Annotated in this window: 15 protein-coding genes and 1 pseudogene; 7 read left to right on the forward strand and 9 right to left on the reverse strand. The window is 67.8% G+C overall.

Features of this window, described 5'->3' with window-relative positions; translation table 11 throughout:
- Nucleotides 1–34: 34 nt before the first annotated feature.
- The 5 genes from rsmA to M7H19_RS00790 all read right to left on the reverse strand — a co-directional run bounded on the left by rsmA (nt 35) and on the right by M7H19_RS00790 (nt 6,404).
- Complete coding sequence (gene rsmA / locus M7H19_RS00770) at nt 35–892, reverse strand: 16S rRNA (adenine(1518)-N(6)/adenine(1519)-N(6))-dimethyltransferase RsmA (RefSeq protein WP_298175800.1); 858 nt, start codon at nt 890–892, stop codon at nt 35–37.
- Between the two features lie 49 nt (nt 893–941).
- Nucleotides 942–2,360 (reverse strand): resuscitation-promoting factor, encoded by a 1,419-nt coding sequence (locus M7H19_RS00775; protein ID WP_298175802.1) that lies wholly within the window; start codon nt 2,358–2,360, stop codon nt 942–944.
- A 207-nt stretch (nt 2,361–2,567) separates the two neighbouring features.
- Entirely contained in the window at nt 2,568–3,425 is an 858-nt protein-coding gene (locus M7H19_RS00780; RefSeq protein WP_298175804.1) for a TatD family hydrolase, read from the reverse strand.
- Nucleotides 3,422–5,221, reverse strand: a complete 1,800-nt coding sequence (gene metG, locus M7H19_RS00785; RefSeq protein ID WP_298175806.1) for a methionine--tRNA ligase — start codon at nt 5,219–5,221, stop codon at nt 3,422–3,424. The genes M7H19_RS00780 and metG overlap by 4 nt, the downstream gene beginning before the upstream one ends.
- Before the next feature lie 196 nt (nt 5,222–5,417).
- Nucleotides 5,418–6,404, reverse strand: coding sequence for a DUF4185 domain-containing protein (locus M7H19_RS00790; RefSeq protein WP_298175808.1), 987 nt, complete (start codon nt 6,402–6,404; stop codon nt 5,418–5,420).
- 36 nt (nt 6,405–6,440) lie between these two features.
- Here M7H19_RS00790 and M7H19_RS00795 point away from each other — a divergent pair, with 36 nt between their 5' ends.
- Complete coding sequence (locus M7H19_RS00795) at nt 6,441–7,748, forward strand: aminodeoxychorismate synthase component I (RefSeq protein WP_298175810.1); 1,308 nt, start codon at nt 6,441–6,443, stop codon at nt 7,746–7,748.
- 39 nt (nt 7,749–7,787) lie between these two features.
- Here the strand turns inward: M7H19_RS00795 and rsmI are convergent, their stop codons facing one another.
- Nucleotides 7,788–8,618: a 16S rRNA (cytidine(1402)-2'-O)-methyltransferase gene (gene rsmI, locus M7H19_RS00800; protein WP_298175812.1), complete on the reverse strand. Its 831-nt coding sequence runs from the start codon at nt 8,616–8,618 to the stop codon at nt 7,788–7,790.
- Between the two features lie 33 nt (nt 8,619–8,651).
- Between rsmI and M7H19_RS00805 the strand changes: the two genes are divergently transcribed.
- The gene (locus tag M7H19_RS00805) at nt 8,652–10,223 is read left to right on the forward strand and encodes a phospholipid carrier-dependent glycosyltransferase (protein WP_298175813.1); all 1,572 of its coding nucleotides are present in this window, start codon (nt 8,652–8,654) and stop codon (nt 10,221–10,223) included.
- A gap of 37 nt (nt 10,224–10,260) precedes the next feature.
- Here the strand turns inward: M7H19_RS00805 and M7H19_RS00810 are convergent, their stop codons facing one another.
- Nucleotides 10,261–12,006, reverse strand: coding sequence for a serine/threonine-protein kinase (locus tag M7H19_RS00810; RefSeq protein WP_298175815.1), 1,746 nt, complete (start codon nt 12,004–12,006; stop codon nt 10,261–10,263).
- Between the two features lie 180 nt (nt 12,007–12,186).
- On the opposite strand from M7H19_RS00810, the gene M7H19_RS00815 reads away from it, so the two are divergent.
- From M7H19_RS00815 to M7H19_RS00830, 4 genes are all read left to right on the forward strand, one after another.
- Complete coding sequence (locus M7H19_RS00815) at nt 12,187–12,597, forward strand: hypothetical protein (RefSeq protein ID WP_298175817.1); 411 nt, start codon at nt 12,187–12,189, stop codon at nt 12,595–12,597.
- Between the two features lie 18 nt (nt 12,598–12,615).
- The gene (locus tag M7H19_RS00820; protein ID WP_298175819.1) at nt 12,616–15,036 is read left to right on the forward strand and encodes a tetratricopeptide repeat protein; all 2,421 of its coding nucleotides are present in this window, start codon (nt 12,616–12,618) and stop codon (nt 15,034–15,036) included.
- Between the two features lie 77 nt (nt 15,037–15,113).
- Entirely contained in the window at nt 15,114–17,084 is a 1,971-nt protein-coding gene (locus tag M7H19_RS00825; protein ID WP_298175821.1) for a propionyl-CoA synthetase, read from the forward strand.
- 126 nt (nt 17,085–17,210) lie between these two features.
- Nucleotides 17,211–18,821, forward strand: coding sequence for a beta-N-acetylhexosaminidase (locus M7H19_RS00830; RefSeq protein WP_298175823.1), 1,611 nt, complete (start codon nt 17,211–17,213; stop codon nt 18,819–18,821).
- A 48-nt stretch (nt 18,822–18,869) separates the two neighbouring features.
- Here M7H19_RS00830 and M7H19_RS00835 read toward each other — a convergent pair.
- Nucleotides 18,870–20,306 (reverse strand): annotated as a pseudogene (locus M7H19_RS00835) (aminotransferase class V-fold PLP-dependent enzyme).
- Between the two features lie 169 nt (nt 20,307–20,475).
- On the opposite strand from M7H19_RS00835, the gene M7H19_RS00840 reads away from it, so the two are divergent.
- The gene (locus M7H19_RS00840) at nt 20,476–21,501 is read left to right on the forward strand and encodes a tryptophan--tRNA ligase (RefSeq protein ID WP_298175825.1); all 1,026 of its coding nucleotides are present in this window, start codon (nt 20,476–20,478) and stop codon (nt 21,499–21,501) included.
- A 790-nt stretch (nt 21,502–22,291) separates the two neighbouring features.
- Here the strand turns inward: M7H19_RS00840 and gdhA are convergent.
- A complete protein-coding gene (gdhA, locus tag M7H19_RS00845) occupies nt 22,292–23,635 on the reverse strand; it encodes an NADP-specific glutamate dehydrogenase (RefSeq protein ID WP_298175826.1) in 1,344 nt (447 codons plus the stop codon).
- Between the last annotated feature and the right edge of the window lie 193 nt (nt 23,636–23,828).

Raw genomic sequence — 23,828 nt, forward strand, 5'->3', positions numbered from 1 at the left:
CGAACAGGTCGTTGACAAGCCTGTTGGGGCGAGATCACACTGTCGCCGCAGCGCGGGCGATGGCGGCGAACTGTTCGACGGTCAACCGTTCCCCTCGCGTGGTGGGGTCCACCCCGGCGTCAGACAGCAGGTCGGCCGCGCGGTCGGCCGAGCCCGCCCACGATGTCAGCGCCGCGCGCAGGGTTTTGCGCCGCTGCGCGAACGCCGCGTCGATGAGCGCGAATACCGTGTCGCGGTCGGCGTCCGGGGGCGGTGTGGAGCGTTCGAACTCCACCAGGGAGGAATCGACGTTGGGGACGGGCCAGAACACCGACCGCGGCACCGAGGCGACCTTGCGGGCATGTCCGTACCACGCGAGCTTCACGCTGGGCACGCCGTAGACCCGGCTGCCGGGCCGCGCCGCCATCCGGTCGGCCACCTCGGTCTGGACCATCACGAGGGCGTGCCGCAGCGACGGCAACTCGGCGAGCAGATGCAGCACCACGGGCACCGCCACGTTGTACGGCAGGTTGGCCACCAACGCCGTCGGCGGGGTCGGCAGCTCGTCCGCACGCAACCGCAACGCGTCCCGTTCGACGACGGTGAGCCGCTCGACGGCGCCGGGCGCGTGCTCGGCGACGGTGTCGGGTAGCCGAGCGGCCAGCACGGGATCGATCTCCACCGCCACCACGTGCGCACCGGCATGGAGGAGGCCGAGTGTGAGGGAGCCGAGTCCGGGCCCGACTTCGACGACCACCTCGCCCGGGTCGACCCCCGCCAGGCCCACGATGCGGCGCACCGTGTTGGCGTCGTGCACGAAGTTCTGGCCGAGTTTCTTCGTCGGTCGCAAACCCAGCGCCGCAGCCAACCGGCGAATCTCAGCGGCTCCCAGCAGCCCCGGTGTGTCGGTCACCGGACCAGCCTAAAGACCTTCTCCGAGCACAGGACGACGGGCGTTGCCTCTACAGGCCGAGCTGCGCCGAGCAGGCGGGCCAAGCGCCGTAGTCGCCCCGGGCGTCCCGCAGCTTGGTCGCGATCGCGATCTGCTGCTCACGCGTGGCCTCGTGCGGGTAGGCCGCGTACTGGGAACCGCCGTAGGCGTCCCAGGTCTGCTTGTTGAACTGCAGACCGCCGTAGTAGCCGTTGCCCGTGTTGATGGACCAGTTCCCGCCGGATTCGCACTGGGCGAGCGCATCCCACACCGCCCCGTCAGCGACGGGCGGAACCGCGGGCTTCTTGGTGCCGACGCGAACGACCTTGTCCTTCGCCTCTTTGACGATCTCGGTGGACAGTTCCTCACTGTGCACGATCTCGCCGTTCTTCTTCGTCACCCGGTAGGTGACGACCTTCTCGCCCGGTGTGCCCTCGTCCTCGACGATCTCCTTGCCCTGCTCCAGGGAGTCGTCCTCGATGGTCCGGACCTCGGGCTCGATCGTCTCGGTCTTGTTCACCACCGACACACCGGTGCGACTGATGTGCACTTCGGCGCCGTCGGTGAGTTTGAAGTCCGCGCCCTCTTCGATCTTGTCCTGCTCGCCCAGATCGAGGTTCAGCTCGTTGAGCAGTTCTTGGGCGGTGACGGCGTTGGTGGTGATCTCGCGGGGTTTCTCGCCACCGTCGTAGAGGGTGACGGCCTTCTCGGTCTTGACCTCCAGGCGCATGCCGTCCAGGGGGACCTCGCCGGACAGCGGCGCAGAGAACCACGTGCCGCCGGTGTTGAGGTGGTCGAGGTCGAGCTGCGCCAACGCCTCGCGCACGGTGGTGGCGCGCACCCACGACTCGCGGGCCTCGCCGTCCACCACGACGGTGAGCTGGCGGCCACGCTCCAACTTGATGACCCCACCGTCACCGACCGGCGCTTGCGGGGACGGGGACAGGGCGTCGTGGGCGCCGACGTCGATGCCGGCGTCCTCCAGCACCTCGCCCACCGTGTCGCCGTAGCTGCGCACGGTCTGCCGCTCACCGTCGACGTCGACGGTGACGCTCTTGTTCATCGCGAGCGCCGCGGCACCGCCACCGGTGAGGGTGATCATGACCGCGAGGACGGTGCCCCGCAGGAAACGCTTCTTCCACGTCTTGACCGCGCCGACGAAGCCGTCCTCGTCCTGGTCGGCCTGCGACTGCCCGCCGTCCGCCTCCGGGGACGTCTCGATGCTCGCCGCGATCGGCGGGAGCATCATCGTCTCGGCGTTGATCAGCCGAATCAGCTCGTCGACGTCGACGTCGGCCTGCTCCATGAGGGCTTCGGCGTCGGGGCCGAGTGCCGTCAGCACGTCGTGGGGTGTGACTTCCGGCTCGGGCGAGAAATCGAGTTCGTCGGCCTCGCTCGACCTGTCGAGCAAGCCCGTGGAGGCACCCGTCTGCCCGTCTCTACCAGTCACAGGGTCGATCCCTTCACGTAAGTACACCGACTCCCGCAGTCAGCGCCGCCCTCATGCGCCCCGCAGGACGCTCTCCCCGACGTACACCGACGTGACTGTGGGCCAGGCGGGTGATGATCGATGTCGGACCACCACCCAGCACGGTCACGGGACCATAACGAGTGCCAAGGGGTTGCGCAAACACCCCCCGTCGTCTCGTGATTTTCCTCACGAGCTCTCCGGCGACGATCCGACACCGTCGTTTTCCGTGACACGCAGGCGAAAAACGCGTTCCGCGTTGCGCCGGGCCGCCTCCGCCACGGCCTCCACCGACTGTCCTCGCAGCTCGGCGAGTCCCTCGACCGTGTAGGCGGCGCAGTAGGGCTCGTTCGGCCTGCCGCGGAAGGGGTGCGGGGTGAGAAACGGCGCGTCGGTCTCGACCAGTAACTGTTCGTCCGGCACCAGCCGCGCCGCCTCCTGAAGCGCACGCGCGTTACGGAACGTCACCGTGCCCGCGAACGACAACAGGTAGCCCGCGTCGATACACCGCCGCGCCACGTCGGCGTCCCCGGAAAAACAGTGGAACATCACCGTTTCCGGCGCGCCCTCGGCGTCCAGAGTCGCGAGCACGTCGTCGTGGGCCTCCCGGTTGTGGATCATGAGCGGTTTGCCCACGCGTTTGGCGAGGTCGATATGCCAGCGGAACGCTTCCTGCTGCGCCTTGGGGCTCGCGTAGTCCCAGTAGTAGTCCAGCCCCGTCTCGCCGACGGCGACCACGCGGTCGGCCGCGGCGAGACGCTCCAGCTCCGAACGCTCCGTCTCGCCGAACCCCTCCGTGCGCGTGGGGTGCAGCGCCACGGCCCCGTACAACCGTTCGTCCCACGTGGCCGCGTCGGCCACCCACCGCGCCGAGTCCAGGTCGTCGGCCACGGTGATGACGGCGACGATCCCCGCGGAGGCCGCTCGGCCGAGAGCGGCTCTTACAAGATCGGGCGTGGTGGCCCCACAGGCGTCGAGATGGGTGTGCGCGTCGACCGTCGGTACCGGCAGCGGTTGCGGTATCGGCGGGCGTTCCTGACGACTCATGCTTCGACGTTAATCGGAGCCCATTCTGGCCCGGTCTCGGCGAGCTTCGGGTCAAGTTTGGCGAACAACGGCGTCGGCTTCTCCAAAGGACGCCCCACCTCGACCGGGATGGACCCCCAACGCGCCTGCTCCACCGTGTAGTCCCCGGTGATGACCGGATTGACCCGGTCGGGCAGATCGAGGTCGGCGACCTCGGAGACCTCCGGCTGAGCGGCCCACACACCCGTGCCCCCCAACGCCTCATACACCTTCTGCGCCGCGTGCGGCAGGAACGGGGTGAGCAACGTGTTGGCGTCGGACACCACCTGCAACGCCGTGTACAGCACCGTGTCCCTGCGCTCGAGGTCGTCCTTGAGTTTCCACGGCTGCTGGTCCGACAGGTACTTGTTGGCCGCCGAGACCACGCGCATGGCCTCCTGTGCGGCGAGTTTGAACCGGGACCGGCTCAGGTGCCCGCCCACCGTGTCGAACGCCGCCCTGGCCAGTGCCTTGAGATCCTCGTCGGCCTGTGTCGGCGTGCCGGGCCGGGGGATGCCACCGTTGTTCTTGTGGGCCATCGAGATCGACCGGTTGACGAGGTTGCCCCACTCGTTGGCGAGCTCGAAGTTGATGCGCCGGGTGAACTCGTCCCACGTGAAGTCGGCGTCCTGGGTCTCGGGCCCGGCCACGCTGATGAAGTACCGCAGCGTGTCGGGGCCGAACTCGCGCAGGAAGTCACGCACGTAGATCACCGTGCCGCGCGAGGTGGAGAACTTCGAGCCGCTCATGGTGAGAAACTCGCTGGAGACGATCTCGTCGGGCAGCCGCAGCTGTCCGTACGGGCCCGGTTCGCCGCCCTTGTCGCCCGCGCCGTTGTGGCCGAGCAGTAGGGCGGGCCAGATCTGGGCGTGGAAGGTGATGTTGTCCTTGCCCATGAAGTAGTAGCCGCGCGCGTCGGGGTTGTTCCACCACTGCTGCCACGCGTCCGGGTCACCGGAACGCCGGGCCCACTCCACGCTGGCGGAGAAGTACCCGATCACCGCGTCGAACCAGACGTAGAACCGCTTCATCGGCTGGTCGCGCCAGCCGTCGAGCGGGATCTTCACGCCCCAGTCGAGGTCGCGGGTGATGGGCCGGGGGCGCATGTCCTCCACGAGGTTGCGGGTGAAGTTGAGGACGTTGGGGCGCCAGTCGGTCTTGGTGGACAGCCACGTTCCCAACGTCTCGGTGAACGCGGGCAGGTCGAGGAACAAATGTTCGGTCTCGACGAACTTCGGTGTCTCACCGTTGATGCGCGAACGCGGGTTACGCAGCTCGGCGGCGTCGAGTTGGTTGCCGCAGTTGTCGCACTGGTCGCCGCGAGCACCGTCGTAGCCGCAGTTGGGACAGGTGCCCTCGATGTAGCGGTCGGGTAACGTGCGGCCCGTGGACGGGCTGATGGCGCCCGTGGTGGTCTTGGGGATGACGTAGCCGTTGCGGTGCAGTGCGAGGAAGATCTGCTGCACCACCTCGGCGTGGTTGCCGGTACTGGTCCGGGTGAACAGGTCGTACGACATTCCGAGGCCCTGCAGGTCCTCGGTGATCTGACGGGTGTACTTGTCGGCCGCCTGCTGCGGGGTCAGGCCTTCCTTCTCCGCCTGGACCTGGATCGGGGTGCCGTGTTCATCCGTACCCGACACCATGAGCACCTTGTTGCCGGCCATTCGCTGGTAACGCGAGAAGACGTCGGACGGGACGCCGAAACCGGACACGTGGCCGATGTGGCGGGGGCCGTTGGCGTAGGGCCAGGCCACCGCGGTCAACACAGGAGTGCTCATGGGTATTTAGCCTACGGATCGGGCCCAGTGAATTTCTCGCGAGGGAGGCTCAGGCTCCGCATCGGGCCGGACGACAGACGACGCCGCGTCCACGAGGGCGGACAACTCGACCGGACCAGGTGACCCACGAACCGGGCTTCGCGGAAGACGTCTCGGAAAGGGGCGTGCCCGAACGCCCGGGAACAGCCGTGTCGCATCAGTCGAGGAGCAGCCGGGTACGGGCGAGGTAGACGTTGTACGGCCCCCACTGCGACACCAGGTAGTACAGGTCGGGGCCGTCGAGCGACCACGGGTGCAGGAACCCCCCGTACACGGCCGGGTACTCGTCGCCCGACACCACCACCTCGCCGGGTGTCCACGGGCCCGTGAGGTGCTCCGCCGAGCGCAGGACGATGCCGCGACGCGTCTCGTCGAGGTGCATCAGCAACCACCGGCCCAGCACGGTGTGGAAGCCGACCGACATCTCCCCCACCGGGCCGTCCAACACCGCGGCGGCGGCACCCTGATGACGGCTCCAACCGGTCCCCGTCCAGTACTCGAACGCACGTGTCTCGGGCAGCTCCGCCAGTTCCGCCCTGGCGAGGTAAGCCTCGCCGTAGCGTCCGTTGGTGGTGCCCAGTAGGTACACCCGCCCGCCCGTCGACGCGAACGCACCGAGCTGGAACCGGTCCCGGCCCCACCAGTTCGACCAGCGCGCATACCGGGGCTTGTCCCACGTGTACCCACCGTCGTCCGAGACGGCGATGCCCGCGTAGTTGGTGCGCCACACGCCGGGCCGTCCCCAGCGGCGCACCGACATGTAGTGCAGGTACTGCTTGCCGTTCACGGCGACACCGCTGTTGGGGATCACCGTGACCTCGCTTCCGGCTCCCGAGGGCAGCGCCTGGCGAGCGGTGCCGTCCGGCCGGGCGACCACGCCGTCCAGCCGCAGGCCCGTGGAAAGTTCCCGGTCACTGGAGTAGGCGAGCGTGTTCCGGCGCCAGTCGGCGTCGGCCGGGCCGGGCCCGCTACCTCCCCACCCCTCGCCGTAGGTGTCGCCGAACGCGACGTACACACGCCCGTCGGCGCCGTCCCAGGTGACACCGAGGTCGGTGGCGTGGATACCGAATCGCTCGTCGGTGCGGCTCGGTGACCCGGCGCCGGTCACGGGGCCGATCCACGTCGTCTCGCTCACACCCGTCACATCATCGACGATAGTCGCATTCGCCGTCGGGCGAGAATGTTCGCCGTGCGAGTGGTGAGAACGGCCCTGCGGGCCACCCCCACCCCGGAGGACGCCGTCACGCTTCTCCACCGGCGGGCATCCCGGGAAGGTCTGGCCCCACCGGCAGCGCTGTGCGGCGACTGGTTCTCCTCACGTGCCGTGCTCGCCCCGACCGTGCGTATCCAGACCGTCTCGGACGTCGCGAAGGCGTTCGCCACCGTGACTCGGCGACCCGAACTCACACCCACCGAGCCGGGTGTCGTCGGAGGCGGGTGGTTCGGCTACCTCTCCTACGACCTCACCGATCCCTCCGGTCGGCGCTGTGCCCTGCCCCGCGCCGCGTGGGGCTGGGCCGACCACGTGCTCCGCCTGGACTCCGAGGGGCGGTGGTGGTTCGAGGCGCTCGTTCCCGACGACGCACCCGATCCCGACGCTCTCGCCGCCGACCTCGACGCCCTGCTCTCCACCCGCCCCGGTCGGGACACCGCGTTCACGTGGCGACCCACCACACTTCCGCTGCCCTCCCGGGACGAACACCACAGCGCCGTCGCCGCCTGTGTACGCGCCATCGCGGCGGGTGAACTGTTCCAGGCCAACATCTGCACCCGCCTGAGCGGCGATTTCCACGGCGAACCCGCCGCGCTGTTCACCGAAGGGATCCGACGGCTCGCCCCCGCCCGCTCCGCCTACCTCGCGGGTGACTGGGGAGCGCTCGTGTCGATGTCACCGGAACTGTTCCTGTCCCGCTCGGGCCGACGCGTGCGCTCCTCACCGATCAAAGGAACCCGCCCTCGACGTGGCCCGCACGACGATCACCAGGCCGACGAACTCCGGCGCTCCACCAAAGACGTCGCCGAAAACGTCATGATCACCGACCTGGTGCGCAACGATCTCGGCCGCGTGTGCGAAGTGGGCAGTGTGCGCGTGCCGGAACTGCTCGCCGTGCGTCCCGCACCGGGCGTGTGGCATTTGGATTCCACTGTGGAAGGTGTGCTGGCTGATGGTCGCGATGACACCGACCTGCTGCACGCGACGTTTCCACCCGGATCGGTCACGGGCGCACCGAAGATCCGCGCACTCGATCTGGTCGCGGAACTGGAATCCGCTCCGCGCGGCGTCTACACGGGTGCGATCGGCCTCGCCTCCCCCGTGGTGGGAATGGAATTGAACGTCGCGATCCGCACCTTCGAGATCAGCGACGGTACCGTTCGGCTCGGCGTGGGCGGAGGTATCACCGCCGACTCCGACCCCGACGCCGAGTGGCGCGAATGCCTGCACAAGGCCGCGCCGTTGACACGACTGTTGGAACAGCCGCCGAACTGACGACCGGGTCGAAACCCTCGCCCACGGGGACGCTGTCGACTACTCGGCGTCCCGCTCCCGCAGCACGGCGTCGTACAGCTGTTTACGCGACACCCCCGCCGCCTGCGCCACCTCGGCCGACGCCGATTTCAAGCGTTCCCCGGCCTCGACCCGGGCCCGTACCTCGGCCACCAGCCGGGGCAGATCGGCGGAACGCGGTTTCGCCCCCTCCAACACCACGGTGATCTCACCGCGCACACCTTGCCGCGCCCACTCGGCGAGCTCGCCGAGCCCTCCGCGGCGCACCTCCTCGTACGTCTTGGTCAGCTCCCGGCACACGGCCGCCCTGCGGTCGGCGCCGAGCACGTCGGCGGCCTCCGCCAACGTCGCCGCCAACCGGTGCGGCGACTCGAAGAACACCACCGTTCGGGGCTGCTCGGCGAGTTCCCGCAGCCAACGCTGCCGTTCACCCGGTTTGCGTGGCGCGAACCCGTCGAAACAGAACCGGTGCGGCGGCAGACCCGACACCGCCAACGCCGTCGTCACCGCCGAAGGCCCGGGCACGCACGTCACGCCCACGCCCTCCTCGACGCACGCCGCGACGAGCCGGTACCCCGGATCGGACACGCTCGGCATCCCCGCGTCGGTGACGAGCACCACCGTCTGCCCCGCTCTCAGCGCCTCCAACAACGCGGGCAACCTCGCCGATTCGACGTCCTCGTAGAAACTCACCACACGCCCGCGGGGCGTCACCCCCAGAGTCGTGGCGAGCGCGCGCAGACGCCGCGTGTCCTCGGCCGCCACGACGTCGGCGTCGGCCAGTGCCTGGGCCAGCCGGGGCGAGGCGTCACGGGAATCACCGAGTGGGGTCGCGGCCAGTACGAGCGTCACAACGCCAGAGGCTAGCCCGTAGGATCGGAGCTCGTGACCGCACTCCTCACCCGTTCGTCGGCGGGCGGCGTGGGCCAGGCTCCACGGGTCCGAAAGCCCCCGAGCGACCGCGAAGCCGCCCTTTTGGGCAGGCCGATGCCCGGCGACCGAGGGCGCGCGCTGATCGTCACGCTCGTGCTGACGGCGATCGGTGCATTGGTGCGGCTGCAGAACCTGGGCGTGCCCACCGACGAGGGCACACCGGTGTTCGACGAGAAACACTACGTGCCCCAGGCGTGGCAGATGCTGCGCAACGGCGGCTACGAGGACAACCACGGCTACGAACTCGTCGTGCACCCGCCGTTGGCGAAACAACTCATCGCCATCGGCGAATGGATCTTCGGCTACAACGCCTGGGGATGGCGGTTCAGCGCGGCCGTCGCGGGCGCGCTCATCGTGCTGCTCACCGTCCGCATCGCTCGGCGGCTGACCCGGTCCACACTGCTGGGCGCAGTGGCGGGTGTGCTCGTCATCTGCGACGGCGTGCTGCACCTGCAGTCCAGGTCGGGGATGCTCGACATCTTCCTCGCCCTGTTCGTGCTCGCCGCGTTCGGTTGTGTGCTGCTCGACCGCGACCAAGTACGCGAACGGCTGGCCACCGCCGTGCGCGAAGGTTGGACCGACAAATCCCCCTACGGGCCGCGGCTCGGGTTCCGCTGGTGGCGGTTCGGCGCGGGCGTGCTGTTGGGCCTGGCCACGGCCGTGAAGTGGTCGGGCGCCTACTGGGTGATCGCCTTCGCGCTGCTGACCCTGGCCTTCGACGTCGTCGCCCGCAGAACGGCGGGCGTGCCCAAGCCCTGGCAAGGGGTGCTGCGACAGGACGTACCGCCGGTGGCGTGGAGCATCGGCGCCGTCTCGGTGCTCACCTACCTGGGTAGCTGGTGGGCGTGGTTCGCCAGCGAAACCGCCACCGACCGCAACTACGTGGAAATGCAGAACGTCGGCGACGGGCCGTTCGGTTTCGTGCCCGACGCGCTGCGTTCCCTCGTGCTCTACACGACGAACGTGCTGGACTTCCACAGCAACCTCGCCACACCGGACGGCGACCCGCACCCGTGGGAGTCGAAGCCGTGGACGTGGCCGATGGGGCTGCGCCCGATGCTGTACTACTACGAATCGGGCGAGCACGTGACGGGCTGCGGCGAGTCGGAATGCGTGAGCGCCACCATGCTCATCGGCACGCCGGCGATGTGGTGGCTCGCTCTGCCCGTGCTGGCGTGGGGACTGTGGCGGGCGGTGTTCCGCACCGACTGGCGCTACGCCGCTGTACTCGTGGGCTACCTCGCGGGGCTGCTGCCGTGGTTCGTCAACCTCGACCGGCAGATGTACTACTTCTACGCCACGCCGTTGGCGCCGTTCCTCGCGCTGGGCCTGACGCTCGTGCTGGGGCAGCTGCTCGGCAGCGCCCGTAACGGCTACGAACGACGCGGCACCGGCCTGCTGGTGCTGTCGCTGTACGTCGGGTTGGTGGTCGCGAACTTCGCGTGGCTGTGGCCGATCCTGAACGGCGAACCGATCACCTACGACCGTTGGCAGGCGGAACTGTGGTTACCGTCGTGGCGGTGACCCATGACGACCCACGACCACGTGGCCGTGGGTGCCGTCACTGCTGACGCGGTACCAGTTTGGTGACCGGGCCGTCCGTGGAGGTGCCCGCCCTGGACAACCAGCCCTCCACCTCGCGGTGGACGGTGTTGAGGGTGGGCCGGTTGCGTGGCTGCGGGTCCAGCGAGGCCGCGAGCAGCTTCGCGTGCACGCTGTGCCGGGGCAGCTGTGTGGGCGGCTCGGCTCGCGCGGCGGCCATGAGCGCCGCCATCGGAGTCTCCCGCGTACCGCGCGGAGGGTGCCCGGACAGCGCGTAGCTGACGGTGGCCGCGAGCTGCCACGCGTCCGACGCCGGGCTCGCGGGCGCGCCCGCAGCCGTCTCCGGAGCCACGTAGTCGGGGGTGCCGACCATCATCCCCGTGGCCGTGAGGTTGGAGTCGCCCTTGCTGCGGGCGATACCGAAGTCGATGAGGTGGGCCACACCATCCGGGTCGATGATCACGTTCGACGGCTTCACGTCGCGGTGCAGCACGCCCTTGCTGTGCGCGGCCGCCAACGCACTGGCCATGGTGGCCCACAGCCGCCCGGCGGCGACGTCGTCCAGGGGGCCGCCGTTGTCGACGACCTCGGCGAGCGGCTGCCCCTCCAGGTACTCCATCACCAGGGCGAGCCCGTCGGGCTCCTCCACCAGGTCGTACACGTGCACACAGTTCGGGTGGCTCAGCGCGGCCAACGCCCGCGCCTCGCGCTGCATGCGTTCCTCGGTCTCGCGGTCCGGCACGTGGGCGATCTTGAGCGCCACCGTGCGTCCGAGTTGCGTATCCACGGCCTCCCACACGGTGCCGAAACCACCGTGGCCGAGCCGCCGCACCCGGCGGAACCTGCTGTTGCCCACCGGCGCGGACCCCGGCGGGACGGGAACGGGACCCGGAGTGGCCGCCAGCTCCCTCGGGGGCTGTTCCGGTGGTTGTTCGGGCGTGGGAGCCACCGACGTGGGCGCGTACTGCTTCGCGGGCGGTGGCGGCGGTGGCGGTGGTGTCTGCGGTTCCCTCGGATTGACGTGCACCGGCTGCTGTGGGGGCTCCTGCTCCAAGGCCCGCTCGGGGCGGCGGTCGGAGTTCTCGATCGTCGACCAGCTCGGCGGCCCGACCAAGGCCACGGGGATCACCCCGAGAACCGTGGTGGGCAGAAAGCCCAACCACAGGTGCACGGCCGTGTTGGCCTCGACACCGGCCGACGCGATCACCAACGCCACGAACGACGCCCACAGCAGCCTGCCCGGCCACTTGGGGCCGCGGCGCATGGCGATGCGGGCGAGCAACAGCACCGCGAGCAACACCAGCAGCGGCAGGGCGACGAGACCACCCAGGTAGTAGCTGTAGGCGAGCATGTCGCCGGAGGGGTAGAACAACGTCTCGTAGACGTTCTGCTTGCCACCCAGGTATTCGTCCTGCGGCCCGACCCAGCAGTACTGCTGCTGGAGGGCGGAGAACTCCTGCGCCGACAGCCCGGCGGGATCACCGCGGAACGCGGCGCGGAACACGCTCGACACTCCGGTGATCAGCAACCAGGGGATGAGCAGTATGCCCACGAGACCGAACGCGATGAGCGCCGCGAGCGCACCGCCGTGGTAGCGGTTACCGGTGAACTTGCGCATCACCGCGACCGCCACGACTGTGCCCACCGGGAACAACGCGATCAACGCGCCGGCCATGCTCGTCGCCCACGCCCAGTCGCCTGGGCACAAGCCCGGTTGGAACAACCGATAGGCCAGCGAGAGCAACGAGCTCGCGATCGATTCCACCCCTCGCTCCTTCGCCGCGTCGCCCGGCATCGTCCGAAGTCCCAGTATGGCGGTTGCCGTGAACCGAGCTTACGGCGGGCGCGGTGAACAGCCGTTCAGACGATGTGGTCTCGACCCGAAATGGGGTAGGCTGCGTGGGCATTTCCTTTCTCAGCGCATCGACAAAACTGGGGGGCGAGCGTGAGCACTGTGGATGCCGTCGCATTGTCGGGCGAGATGATGCCCTACCTCACCGCTGCCGTCGGCGCCTACGGCACAGCTGTACTGGCGAAAATCGAGGAAAAGGCAGCGGATGCGACCGTGGGGGTCGGGCAACGTCTGCTACGCGGCCTACTCAGCGGCGGGAACAAGGACGACATCGAGTCGGCGGTCGACGATCTGGCCCGCGACCCCGACGACGAGGGCCGGCAGTGGGTGCTGCGGGCGCGGGTCAAGGAGACCCTGGAAGCCGACGACACGCTGGCAGCCCAACTCGCTTCCCTGCTGCAACAGCGATCTTCTGTGTCCGCTGCCGGCAAGGGGTCGGTGGCTGTGGGCGGCGATGTCACCGGCATCATCGCCACGGGGAACAACACAACGATCAAACGCTGAGCGAAACGCTTTCGAGCGTTGAACGACCGAGAGCGCCCACCGCGCCGCTCGACACACCACGTCACGGCGATCGGAGCCAACGCCGCGGCCGTCGCCGTGAACTTCGGCGTCGTCAGCACCGGCCCGAATGCGCACATCAACTCGTGGATACTGCCCCCGCAGGCTTGGGGACGTCCTGATGAGGTCAACGTTGCCCCAGGCACGCACAACCTCACCACCCCACGTCCATTGGTCGGTCGCACCACCGAACTCGCTCGACTACATCGGTCCCTCACCAACGGCCCCGCACGCGGGGACGTCCACGTCATCCACGGGCTGGGCGGAGTCGGCAAGAGCGCGCTCGCTCTGCATTACGCCCGCGCGCACACCGCCGAGGGACGGTTCGCCTGGTGGATCAGAGCGCACGACGAGGAGACAGTCGAATCCGACCTCGCGGCACTCACCTACAGGGTGAATCCCGCGCTCGCGCAGGCGAGGATGACGCCCCGACACGCCGCCGAGTGGGCGCGGAACTGGTTGCAGTCGAACCGGGACTGGCTGCTGGTGTTCGACGATGTGGCAGACCCGGGACTGATCGAGGACAGCGTCGGCCCATTGACGACGGGGCGGCACCTGATCACCAGTAGGCGGGCGTCCGGCTGGGCAGTGGCGGCATCGATCCACTTCCTCGATGTACTGGCCCCAGAACCCGCCCGCGAACTGCTCCGCCGATGTTCTCCCGACGGCAGCGACGACGTCATCGCAGAGCTGGCAGCCGACCTCGGGCACCTTCCGCTGGCCGTGGAACAGGCGGCCGCCTACCTCGAGGAAACCCGGACGCCCGTCGCTCGGTATCTGGCCCGGCTTCGGGCCACCCCGGACCGGATGCTGCGGGCGGGCGCACACGACACCGATCCACAGGATACCGTCGCCGGGGTGTGGCGGATCACCGAAGAGGCCGTCGCCGCCCGTTCTCCGTTCGCCGCCCGGCTCGCCCATCTGCTCGCGTGGTACGCGCCGTTGCCGATACCGAGAGAGGTCGTGTACACCGTTGCCGACGACCAGGCGGAGGTCGACGAGGCACTCGGCGTGCTCGCCGCTTACAACATGGTCCGGTTGACCGCAACGCACGTCGAGATGCACCGGCTCGTGCAGGTGGTCGGCAGGATGCTGGACGACGGCGAACGACACGGCCCCGACGTCCTCACTGATGCACACGCATCGGCCGTACGAGCTCTGGCCATGGCACTGCCCGCATCAAGCACCTTGTACAACTTGCCGAACCTACGGCAATGGCCCTGGTGGCTGTCCGTGCTGCCACACATCGATCACCTCGTCGGGACGTCCGTGCCGGTCGGTGCGCGGGTCGACGTGGCACGTCTGCTGCTGGCTGCCGAGAAGTTCCGCAGCCTCCGGGCCACCAGCAACCATGCGGCCGAACGCGTGCAGCAGGCAGTGACGCTCTTGGCGGCCGAACTCGGCGCCGACCACGTCGAGGTGCTCGCCGCCCGACTCAACCTGGGCTGGGCCTACGAAGCCGCCGGTGACCTCGGCCGGGCGGAGGATGTCTACACCGCACTTGTCTCCGACCACGAACGTGTGTTGGGACCACGGCACGAGGCCACCCTCACCGCCCGGCTGATGCTGCAAACCGTGCACCTGCGGCTGGACAAAACCGACAACTCGAACGACCTGGCGGTGGACTGCGAACGTTTCCTCGGACCCGAGCACGAGCTGACCGTGTTCGCACGCTATCACCACATGACTTCCACGATCACTGCAGACGGCGTCTCGGCCGCAGCACTCGACGAGGCCCGCCGAAACACCCACGATCTCGTCACGCTGCTCGGCGAGGATAACCCACTGTCCTATTTCACCAGGGCAAGCTTCGGGGTGCTCCAGGCCATCGCCGGGGACCCCGCAGGGGGCATCGGGCTACTCGAAGAAGTGATCGACGACTGCCGCCGCGCTTGCGGCAGGGACGACGAGCCGTGGTTGGCGTTCCTGCGCGGACTGCTGGCGATGGCCCTCTTCTTCCAGAAGGAATGGCACCGCGCGCGCGAGCTGCTCGACGAGGTGCTGCCGCGACTGTTGTCCGCGTACAGCGTCACCGATCCCGACGTTCTCCTCCTACGCTACCTACATTGCATGGCGATGTTCGCCGCCGACGACCTCGAGCGGACTCACGCAGCGGCGACCGAACTGCTCGACGACACCGTCGGCGTGTTCCCTCGCGATCACTTTGTGGTTATGTGGAGCCGGCTTCTCCTCGCATTGTGCGAGCTGGGCGAGTTCCACGTGCGCCAGGCCAGGGAGCTGGCCAGCGAGGTTCACGCCGACATGGAGCGGGTCTTCGGTTCCCATGACGAGAACACGGCGGCGGCCCGCAAAGTGCTGCGAATGGCGAACGCGTTGTGCGCCATCCGCCACCCGATCCGCTGGCTGACCGGCCGCTTGTGAACCTTCGGACACTGGTGTGCCGTACCGGCCGGTTCTACCGTCAGCACGCACACCCTCGACGTGGAGGAGGCAGCGGCATGGACGGCATGGACGGCATGGATGACATGGACGACATGGGCGGCACGAACCACCCGGGCGACGCCGGCACGGCCCAGGAGGCGCCCAGCACGAGCACGTACGCCGAACAGTATCGACGCAGTCTGGACGACCCGGATGGTTTCTGGTTGGAAGCCGCGCGGGCGATCGACTGGACCCGGCGCCCCACCCGGGCGCTCGACGACTCGGCCGCACCGCTGTACCAGTGGTTTCCCGACGGGGAGCTCAACACGGCGTACAACGCGCTCGACCGGCACGTCGACGCGGGCCGGGGCGAGCAGGACGCGCTGATCTGGGACTCCCCGGTCACCGGTTCGAAACACCGTTACACCTACCGCGAGCTGCGCGACGAGGTGGCGACGTTCGCGGGCGCACTGCGCTCGCTGGGCGTCGGTAAGGGCGACCGCGTCGTCCTCTACCTACCCATGGTGCCGGAGGCGGTCGTCGCCATGCTCGCCTGCGCCCGGCTGGGCGCGGTGCATTCCGTGGTGTTCGGCGGGTTCGCCCCGAGGGAACTCGCCACGCGCATCGACGACGCCCGCCCGAAGGTCGTGGTCGCGGCGTCGTGCGGTGTCGAACCGTCACGCATCGTGGAATACCTGCCGATCGTGCGGAAAGCGCTGGCGGACACCACCCACCGGCCCGAGCACGTCGTGGTGCTCCAGCGGAACACGGCGCGCACCGAACTGCGCGACGGGGAGACCGACTGGGCCGACCTCGTGGCGACCGCGCGTCCCGCCGACCCCGTTCCGGTGGCCGCCACCGATCCGCTCTACGTCCTCTACACATCCGGCACCACCGGCAGGCCGAAAGGCGTGGTGCGCGACACCGGCGGGCACGCAGTCGCGTTGGCGTGGTCGATGGCGGGCATCTACGACATCGGCCCCGGCGACGTGTGGTGGACGGCGTCCGACGTCGGCTGGGTGGTGGGCCACTCCTACATCGTGTACGCGCCACTGCTGGTGGGGGCAACGTCGGTGCTGTACGAGGGGAAACCGGTGGGCACACCCGACGCGGGCGCGTTCTGGCGCGTGGTGTCCGAGTACGGCGTGCGTACGTTGTTCACCGCGCCCACGGCCATGCGAGCCATCAAACGAGTCGATCCCGACGGCGCCGAAATGGCGCGCTACGACCTCAGCCGGCTTCACACCCTGTTCCTGGCCGGGGAGCGAACGGATCCGCAGACGTACCACTGGGCGACCGAACGACTGGGCGTGCCGGTGGTCGACCACTGGTGGCAGACGGAGACGGGCTGGGCCATCGCCGCGAACCCTCGGGGGCTCGAACCGCTGCCGCTGAAACCCGGCTCGGCCACCGTGCCCATGCCGGGTTGGGACGTGCGGGTGCTGGATCAGTCCGGCGAGGAACGACCCGCGGGCCAGGAGGGCGCGATCGCCGTGCGACTCCCCCTGCCGCCGGGTGCGCTCTCCACACTGTGGGGCGACGACGACCGCTACGTCGACGCGTACCTGTCGCGCTACGAAGGCCACTACCTCACCGGCGACTCGGGTTACGTCGACTCCGACGGCTACGTCTTCGTCATGGGACGCACCGACGACGTCATCAACGTCGCGGGCCACCGACTGTCCACGGGAGCGATGGAAGCGGTACTGGCCGCACATCCCGCGGTGGCCGAATGCGCGGTGATCGGCGTGCACGACGCGCTCAAGGGACAGCTGCCTCGGGGATTCGTGGTGCTCAAGACGGGCGTGGACGTCACGGAGGAGGAGTTGCGCGACGAACTGGTGGCCGCGGTCCGCGCCGAGATCGGGCCGGTCGCGGCCTTCCGGGACGTCACCGTGGTGGACGCGTTGCCGAAGACACGCTCGGGCAAGGTGCTGCGCAAGACGATGCGGGCCCTCGCCGACGGCCGCGACGAGGCGGTGCCGTCGACGATCGAGGACCCGGAGGTGCTGGAGCGACTCAAGGACGTGCTGCGGGCTCAGCGATGACAGCTAAGACGCCGGCCACGACGAACGGTCGTGGCCGACAAGTCCGAGCCCCTCACTCGAACGGTGGTTGTCTGGACCAGTGGGTGGTCTGAACCTGTAGGTGCCCTTGAGTCAACGGAGGTGCTCGTGCGCAGATCCGGAACGAAAGCGATACTCGCCGCCGCCGTGGCATGCACCACGGCACTGGCGGTGTCGACGGCACCCGCGGCGGCGGAACCGTCCCCCCAGACCACACCGTCCGACATCGGCCTCGGCGACGTCATCCCCGCACCCGTCGAAGTCACGCCCGACTCGGACGCCGACTACCGGCTCGGGCCGGGAACACTCATCCGCACGGAACCGCGATCGGCCGAGGCCCGCGCCATCGGCCGACAGCTCGCCGGCACGCTACGACCCGCGACCGGTTATCCGCTGCCGGTGGTACCCGCCCACGGGAACAGCGCCGGCGGTATTTCGCTGTTGCTCGACGACGTGGGCGACGAACTGGGGTCCGAGGGCTACCGGCTGGACGTCACCGACAGAGGTGTCACCATCCGCGCCAACGAACCCGCGGGCCTCTTCGCCGGCACACAGACACTGCGGCAACTGCTGCCCGCCGCGATCGAGTCCGACACGCGCCAGCACGAGACGTGGACCGTGGCCGGCGGCAGCATCGTCGACCACCCGCGATTCGAGTACCGCAGCGCCATGCTCGACATCGCGCGGCACTTCCACACACCCGACGAGATCAAGTCCTACATCGACGAACTCGCACGCTACAAGATCAACTACTTTCACATCCACCTGACGGACGACCAGGGCTGGCGCATCGAGATCGACAGCTGGCCCGAGCTCGCCACGGTGGGCGGCGGCCCCGGCACCGGCGTGGACGGCGTCGGCGGCGGCTACCTCACCAAGGACGACTATCGCGACATCGTCGCCTACGCCGCCGACCGACACATCACCATCGTCCCGGAGATCGACATGCCGGGACACACCAACTCCGCCCTCTCGACGTACGCGGAACTGAACTGCGACGGTGTCGCTTCGCCCCCACGCACCGACATGGCCGTCGGATACAGCTCCCTGTGCATCGACAAGGAGATCACCTACGAGTTCGTGGACGACGTCATCCGTGAGATCGCGGAACTGACCCCCGGACCGTACCTGCACATCGGCGGCGACGAGGCACACGAGACCTCGGCCGAGGACTACCGCGCTTTCATGCAACGAGCGGTGCCGATCGTCCAGAAGTACGGCAAACAGCCGCTCGGCTGGAACGAGATCGTGGCGGCCGAACCCTCGACCGACACCATCGCCCAGTACTGGCACACCACGACCGACCACGACGAGATCGCCGACGCCGTCGAACGCGGCCACCGAGTGATCATGTCACCCGCCAACAAGGCGTACCTCGACATGAAGTACGACGAGGACACGCCACTCGGCCTGTCCTGGGCGGCCTACATCGAGGTCCGCGACGCCTACGGCTGGGACCCCGCCGACTACGTCAACGGCGTCGGCGAGGACGCCGTTTTGGGCGTCGAGGCGCCGCTGTGGTCGGAAACGCTGCGCTCACTCGACCACATCGAGTACATGGCGTTCCCGAGGCTCGCCGCCATCGCCGAACTCGGCTGGTCACCGCAGCAGGCACACGACTGGACATCGTTCAGCGAACGGCTCGGCCAGCAGGCACCACGCTGGGAGGCACGCGGCGTCGACTTCTATCGCTCACCGCAGGTTCCGTGGGAATCGTGACGTCCAGCGCGTGACGACCGTGGGGCCGGCGGCACCGAGACGTCGGCCTCACGGCAACCGCGACTCGACGTCGGCGCGCACCGCATCGTACTCGTCCGAGATGCGCTGCCATGCGGCCTCCACGTGGGCCCGCCGCGTGCTGGGCGCCCCGACGGCCATGCGTAACAACACGTGCTCGCCCACTTTCGTGTGGCTCAAGAACAGCGCGCCGGAGTCGTTGAGCCGCTCCAGCAACACCATCGTGGCCGCGTTCGCCTCCTCCGTGGACGAAGAAGGCCAAACCGGCCGGAAAACACACGAGACCGAACGGATGGTGCGGTCACAGTTCGAACCGCGGATCGGCCTCCACCGACGCCGCGACGACGTCGGCGAGTTCGATACCGTCGCGCACGTGCGCGCGCAGCCCCTCGGCGCCGTACCAACGGATCACCGACCACAACTTCAACGCCCGGAACCGGCGACCGAGTGGAACCTGCCAGCCGCGGTAGTCGATGACCTCACCGGAACTGGTGGCGGTGTTGCGCAGGTACTCGGGAAGGATCGACAACGCCTCGACCATGGGCTCACAATCCCCCAGCCACAACACCGAACAATCGAAGTTCGTGAGCAACCACTTGTGCGGATTGGTGACATACGAGTCGGCGTAGTCGGCCACCCCGTCGTTGATCCACCGCAGTTCCGGACACACCGCCGCCACACCCGCGTAAGCCGCGTCGACATGCAGCCACACACCCCGCGCCCGGCAGATCTCGCCGATCCTGCGCACCGGGTCGACGGCCGTGGTGGACGTGGTCCCGATCGTGGCGCACACCATCGTGGGCACGAACCCGGCCTCCACGTCTTCGGCGATCAACTCGTCCAGATGCGCCGGGTCCATGGCGAGCGTGTCCGGGTCCACGTCGACGACACGCACGTTCTCGACACCCACCCAGTCACCCGCGCGGCCTTCTCCAACGACGAATGCGTCTGCGACGACACATACAGCGTGTGGGCCCCTTCACCGGCGCGCTGCCGCGCCGCGAGGACCGCGACCACGGCGGCGCTGGACGCCGAATCCTGGATGACACCGCCACCACTCGCATCGGTGCGGAACCGGGCGGGCAGGTCGAGCAACTCCACCAACCAGTCGACGACCAGCGTCTCCAACTCCGTACACGCCGGGCTGGTCGCCCACAACATCCCCTGCACGCCCAGACCGGACGACAACAGGTCACCGAGCACGGCGGGCCCGCTGGCGTTGGCCGGGAAATAGCCGAAGAAACTCGGATGCTGCCAATGGGTCGCGCCGGGCAGGACGACGCGGTCAAGATCGGCGAGCACGGCGTCGAACGGTTCCCCCCTCTCCGGTGGGTGCTTCGGCAACGCCTCCCGCACCGCGCCGGGCGACACCCTCGACCGCACCGGATGCGACTCGACCGTGGCCAGATAGTCGGCGATCCAATCGACGACCTGCTTGCCGTAAACCCGGAACTGCTCCGGCGTCATGTGCTCCGCCACCCCACGAAGCATAATCGCGCTCACGCCCGACACAGTGCCGCACAGATCCACGCCGCCGATCCACCGCGCCGGTTCACGCCGGTTCACGCCGGTTCACGATGACAACCGGCGTGGGTTCCGTAACCGGCCGCCGACGACGCGGAGCTAGGATGGCCGCATGTCAGAACCCGCAGCCAAGGTTTCCTTGACCGGCATCAAACCGTCCGGAGAAGTCCACCTGGGCAACCTGGTGGGCGCGATCCGTCCGGCGCTGCGGTTGGCCGAACAGTACGACTCCCTGTACTTCATCGCCGACTACCACGCGCTGACGAGCATCCGCGACCCCCAACTGCTCAAGCACTACTCGCGTTCAGTGGCCGCGTCATGGCTCGCCGCGGGTCTCGACCCGGCACGCACGACCTTCTACGTGCAGTCGGACATCCCCGAGGTATTCGAACTCAACTGGGTCCTCTCATGCGTCACCGGCAAGGGCCTCATGAACCGCGCTCACGCCTACAAAGCCGCGCGCGACCGCAACGTCGAAGCCGGTGAGGACCCCGACGTCGGCATCAACATGGGGCTGTACAACTACCCCATCCTCATGGCCGTCGACATCCTCATCATGGAGACCGACGTGGTGCCCGTGGGCAAGGACCAGGTGCAACACGTCGAATACGCCGCCGACATCGCGGGCAGCTTCAACCACCTCTACGGCGACAGCTACAGCTTCAAGATCCCGCAGGCCATCATTCCGGAAACCGGCACCGGCGACGTGCTCCCCGGCCTCGACGGCCGCAAGATGAGCAAGTCGTACGACAACACCATCCCGCTGTTCCTGCCGGAGAACAAACTCAAAAAGCTCGTCCGCCGCATCCCCACCGACAGCACCCCGGTGGAGGAACCGAAGGACCCGGACAGCTCGGCGGTCTTCCAGATCCTCGAACAGTTCACACCCGCCTCCGCCGCGGACGTCGTCGCCGACACCCGCAAACGCCTCCAGGAAGGCGGCATGGGCTGGGGCGAGCTGAAGAACATCCTGTTCGAGGTACTGAATTCCGAACTCGCGCCCATGCGCGAGAAGTACAACGCGTACATGGAACCCGGCAGCGAACTCGACGACGTCCTCGCACGCGGCGCCGAACGGGCAAGGGAACGCGCGAGCAGGGTGCTGTCGTCGGTACGTAAAGCCATCGGTGTCGTCTGATTCGTCGTCGGCCGTGGGACCCACTCGCGGCCGACGACCCGCCACAGATCGGCCCCTATCGCGTACTCGGCTCCCTCGGCGAAGGCGGCATGGCCGCGTACTGTTGGCCGCCGCACCCGACGGGTCGGGTCTCACGGCCACCAACGCACTCATCGGCTCGCCATATTCTATGTCGGCGGCAACATCACGCCGGCCAGCGACGTGTTCTCCCTCGGCTCACTGCTGTTCACGGTGGCTGCGAGGCGTCGGTTCAACTGTCCGACAACCCACAATTCGCCGTCAGTGTCAGTGATTCCACGTCTTCTTCATGCAAGGGCCCGAGAGCTGCCCTTGACACAGCGTTGGAACGACTCCGCGATGACAGTGTCTTGCGTGATCTTCCAACGAACAGTGCACTCGGCATCGACACGTGCCTGCTCCTTGCCGAGGAAACCACGCGCGACCTGCTCGGTCCTACGTCAACAGCGTCTGGCTTGCACGGCTGTGAATGGGACGGCAACCGCAGCGTCCGCGTTCGTGTCGCGCCGGGCTTTCCCGGCCACCCCCTGCGGAGGATGCCGAACCGTTGGAGTTCGACGGCATCTCAGCGCGTGCCGTAAGTGATTCCGAAGACTATTGTTTGATCACGTGGACGCATCATCACATTGATGACGAGCGTAGCGAGGACGTGAATGTTTTCTATTTCCACTCGGGTGAAGGAAACCCGTGTGCTGTGGCACAGCAGCTCGCAGGCGCCGTTGCCGCGAACCTGCCGCACTCATGACAGTACGTTATTAGTTGACGGTCACACTCAGATGAGGCCGAGAGCCAGCATCGCGTCAGCCACCCTCGTGTAGGCGGCGATGTTCGCACCCGCGACGTAGTTGCCGGGCATGCCGTATTCCTCGGCTGTCTCTATGCAGCGGGTGTGGATGTCGCGCATGATGTCCTCGAGCCGGTCTTCGGTGTATTCGAAAGACCACGAGTCACGCGACGCATTCTGTTGCATTTCGAGCGCCGAAGTCGCTACGCCGCCCGCGTTCGCTGCTTTACCGGGGCCGAATGCCACCCCGGCTTCCTGGAACAGGCGCACAGCTTCAGGCGTGGTGGGCATGTTTGCGCCCTCAGCGACCACTTTGCAGCCGTTGCGGATCAGTTGCTCGGCTTCCTTACCGGTGATCTCGTTCTGCGTAGCGCACGGCATGGCGATGTCACACGGCACTTCCCATACCTGCTGCCCTTTCACGTACCGTGCATGCTTTGCGAGGTCAGCGTATACGGAGATGCGCTCCCGACGGTTTTCTTTGACCTCCCTGAGTAGTTTGACGTCGATGCCTTTTTCGTCGACCACATAGCCGCTTGAGTCAGAGCACGCCACGACCCGCCCGCCGAGCTGGTGCACTTTCTCGATGGCATAGATCGCGACGTTGCCGGACCCGGAAACCACCACGGTCTTGCCCGCGAACGAGTCGCCTCGTGCGGCGAGCATCTCGTTGACGAAGAACGCGGTTCCATACCCGGTGGCCTCGGTACGTACGCGGGCTCCGCCGTAGATCAGTCCCTTACCGGTCAGCACACCGGATTCGTAACGGTTGGTGATGCGCTTGTACTGCCCGAACAGGTAACCGATCTCCCTGCTGCCGACGCCGGTATCACCGGCGGGTACGTCGGTGTACTCACCGATGTGGCGATGGAGCTCCGTCATGAAGCTTTGACAGAAGCGCATGATCTCACGGTCGGACTTGCCCTTCGGGTCGAAGTCCGATCCACCTTTGCCGCCGCCGATGGGCAGGCCGGTCAGAGCGTTCTTGAAGACCTGTTCGAAACCGAGGAACTTGATGATCCCCAAGTACACCGACGGGTGAAAGCGCAGTCCTCCCTTGTAGGGCCCGAGTGCGCTGTTGAACTCCATACGGAATCCACGGTTGATGTGGATCTCGCCCGAGTCGTCCTCCCACGGGACCCGGAAGATGATCTGACGTTCCGGCTCGCAGATCCGGGAAACGATCTTTGCGTCCGCGTACTGAGGGTGCTTACCCACGGCAGGTCCGATACTCTCCAGCACCTCACGCACGGCCTGGTGGAATTCGGTTTCGCCGGGGTTCCGCGCAAGAACCTCCGCGTAGACGCTCTCAAGCCGTTCGTGTATTGGCACGCCTGCCTCCAGTACCCAGCTCGTCAAACAAACAATTCGTTAAGCTCAACGAAACATCGCGACGACCGACAGGGCAAGACGGCGAATATCACCTTGGGGCGGTTTCGCCGTGATATCTGCCACCTGCCTGACTCGGCCGTGAGGTGCACCACGCCGGCCAGTGGTTGTCCGGAGCCGAGCGGTAGCTGCGCGC

This window comes from Saccharomonospora sp., from assembly GCF_027317685.1.
Lineage (GTDB): Bacteria > Actinomycetota > Actinomycetes > Mycobacteriales > Pseudonocardiaceae > Saccharomonospora.

Coding starts and splice junctions, on each gene's coding strand:
- M7H19_RS00780 (WP_298175804.1), bottom strand. CDS start 3,425: ATGAGTCGTCAGGAACGCCCGCCGATACCGCAACCGCTGCCGGTACCG.
- metG (WP_298175806.1), bottom strand. CDS start 5,221: ATGAGCACTCCTGTGTTGACCGCGGTGGCCTGGCCCTACGCCAACGGC.
- M7H19_RS00795 (WP_298175810.1), top strand. CDS start 6,441: ATGTTCGCCGTGCGAGTGGTGAGAACGGCCCTGCGGGCCACCCCCACC.
- M7H19_RS00825 (WP_298175821.1), top strand. CDS start 15,114: ATGGACGGCATGGACGGCATGGATGACATGGACGACATGGGCGGCACG.
- M7H19_RS00840 (WP_298175825.1), top strand. CDS start 20,476: ATGTCAGAACCCGCAGCCAAGGTTTCCTTGACCGGCATCAAACCGTCC.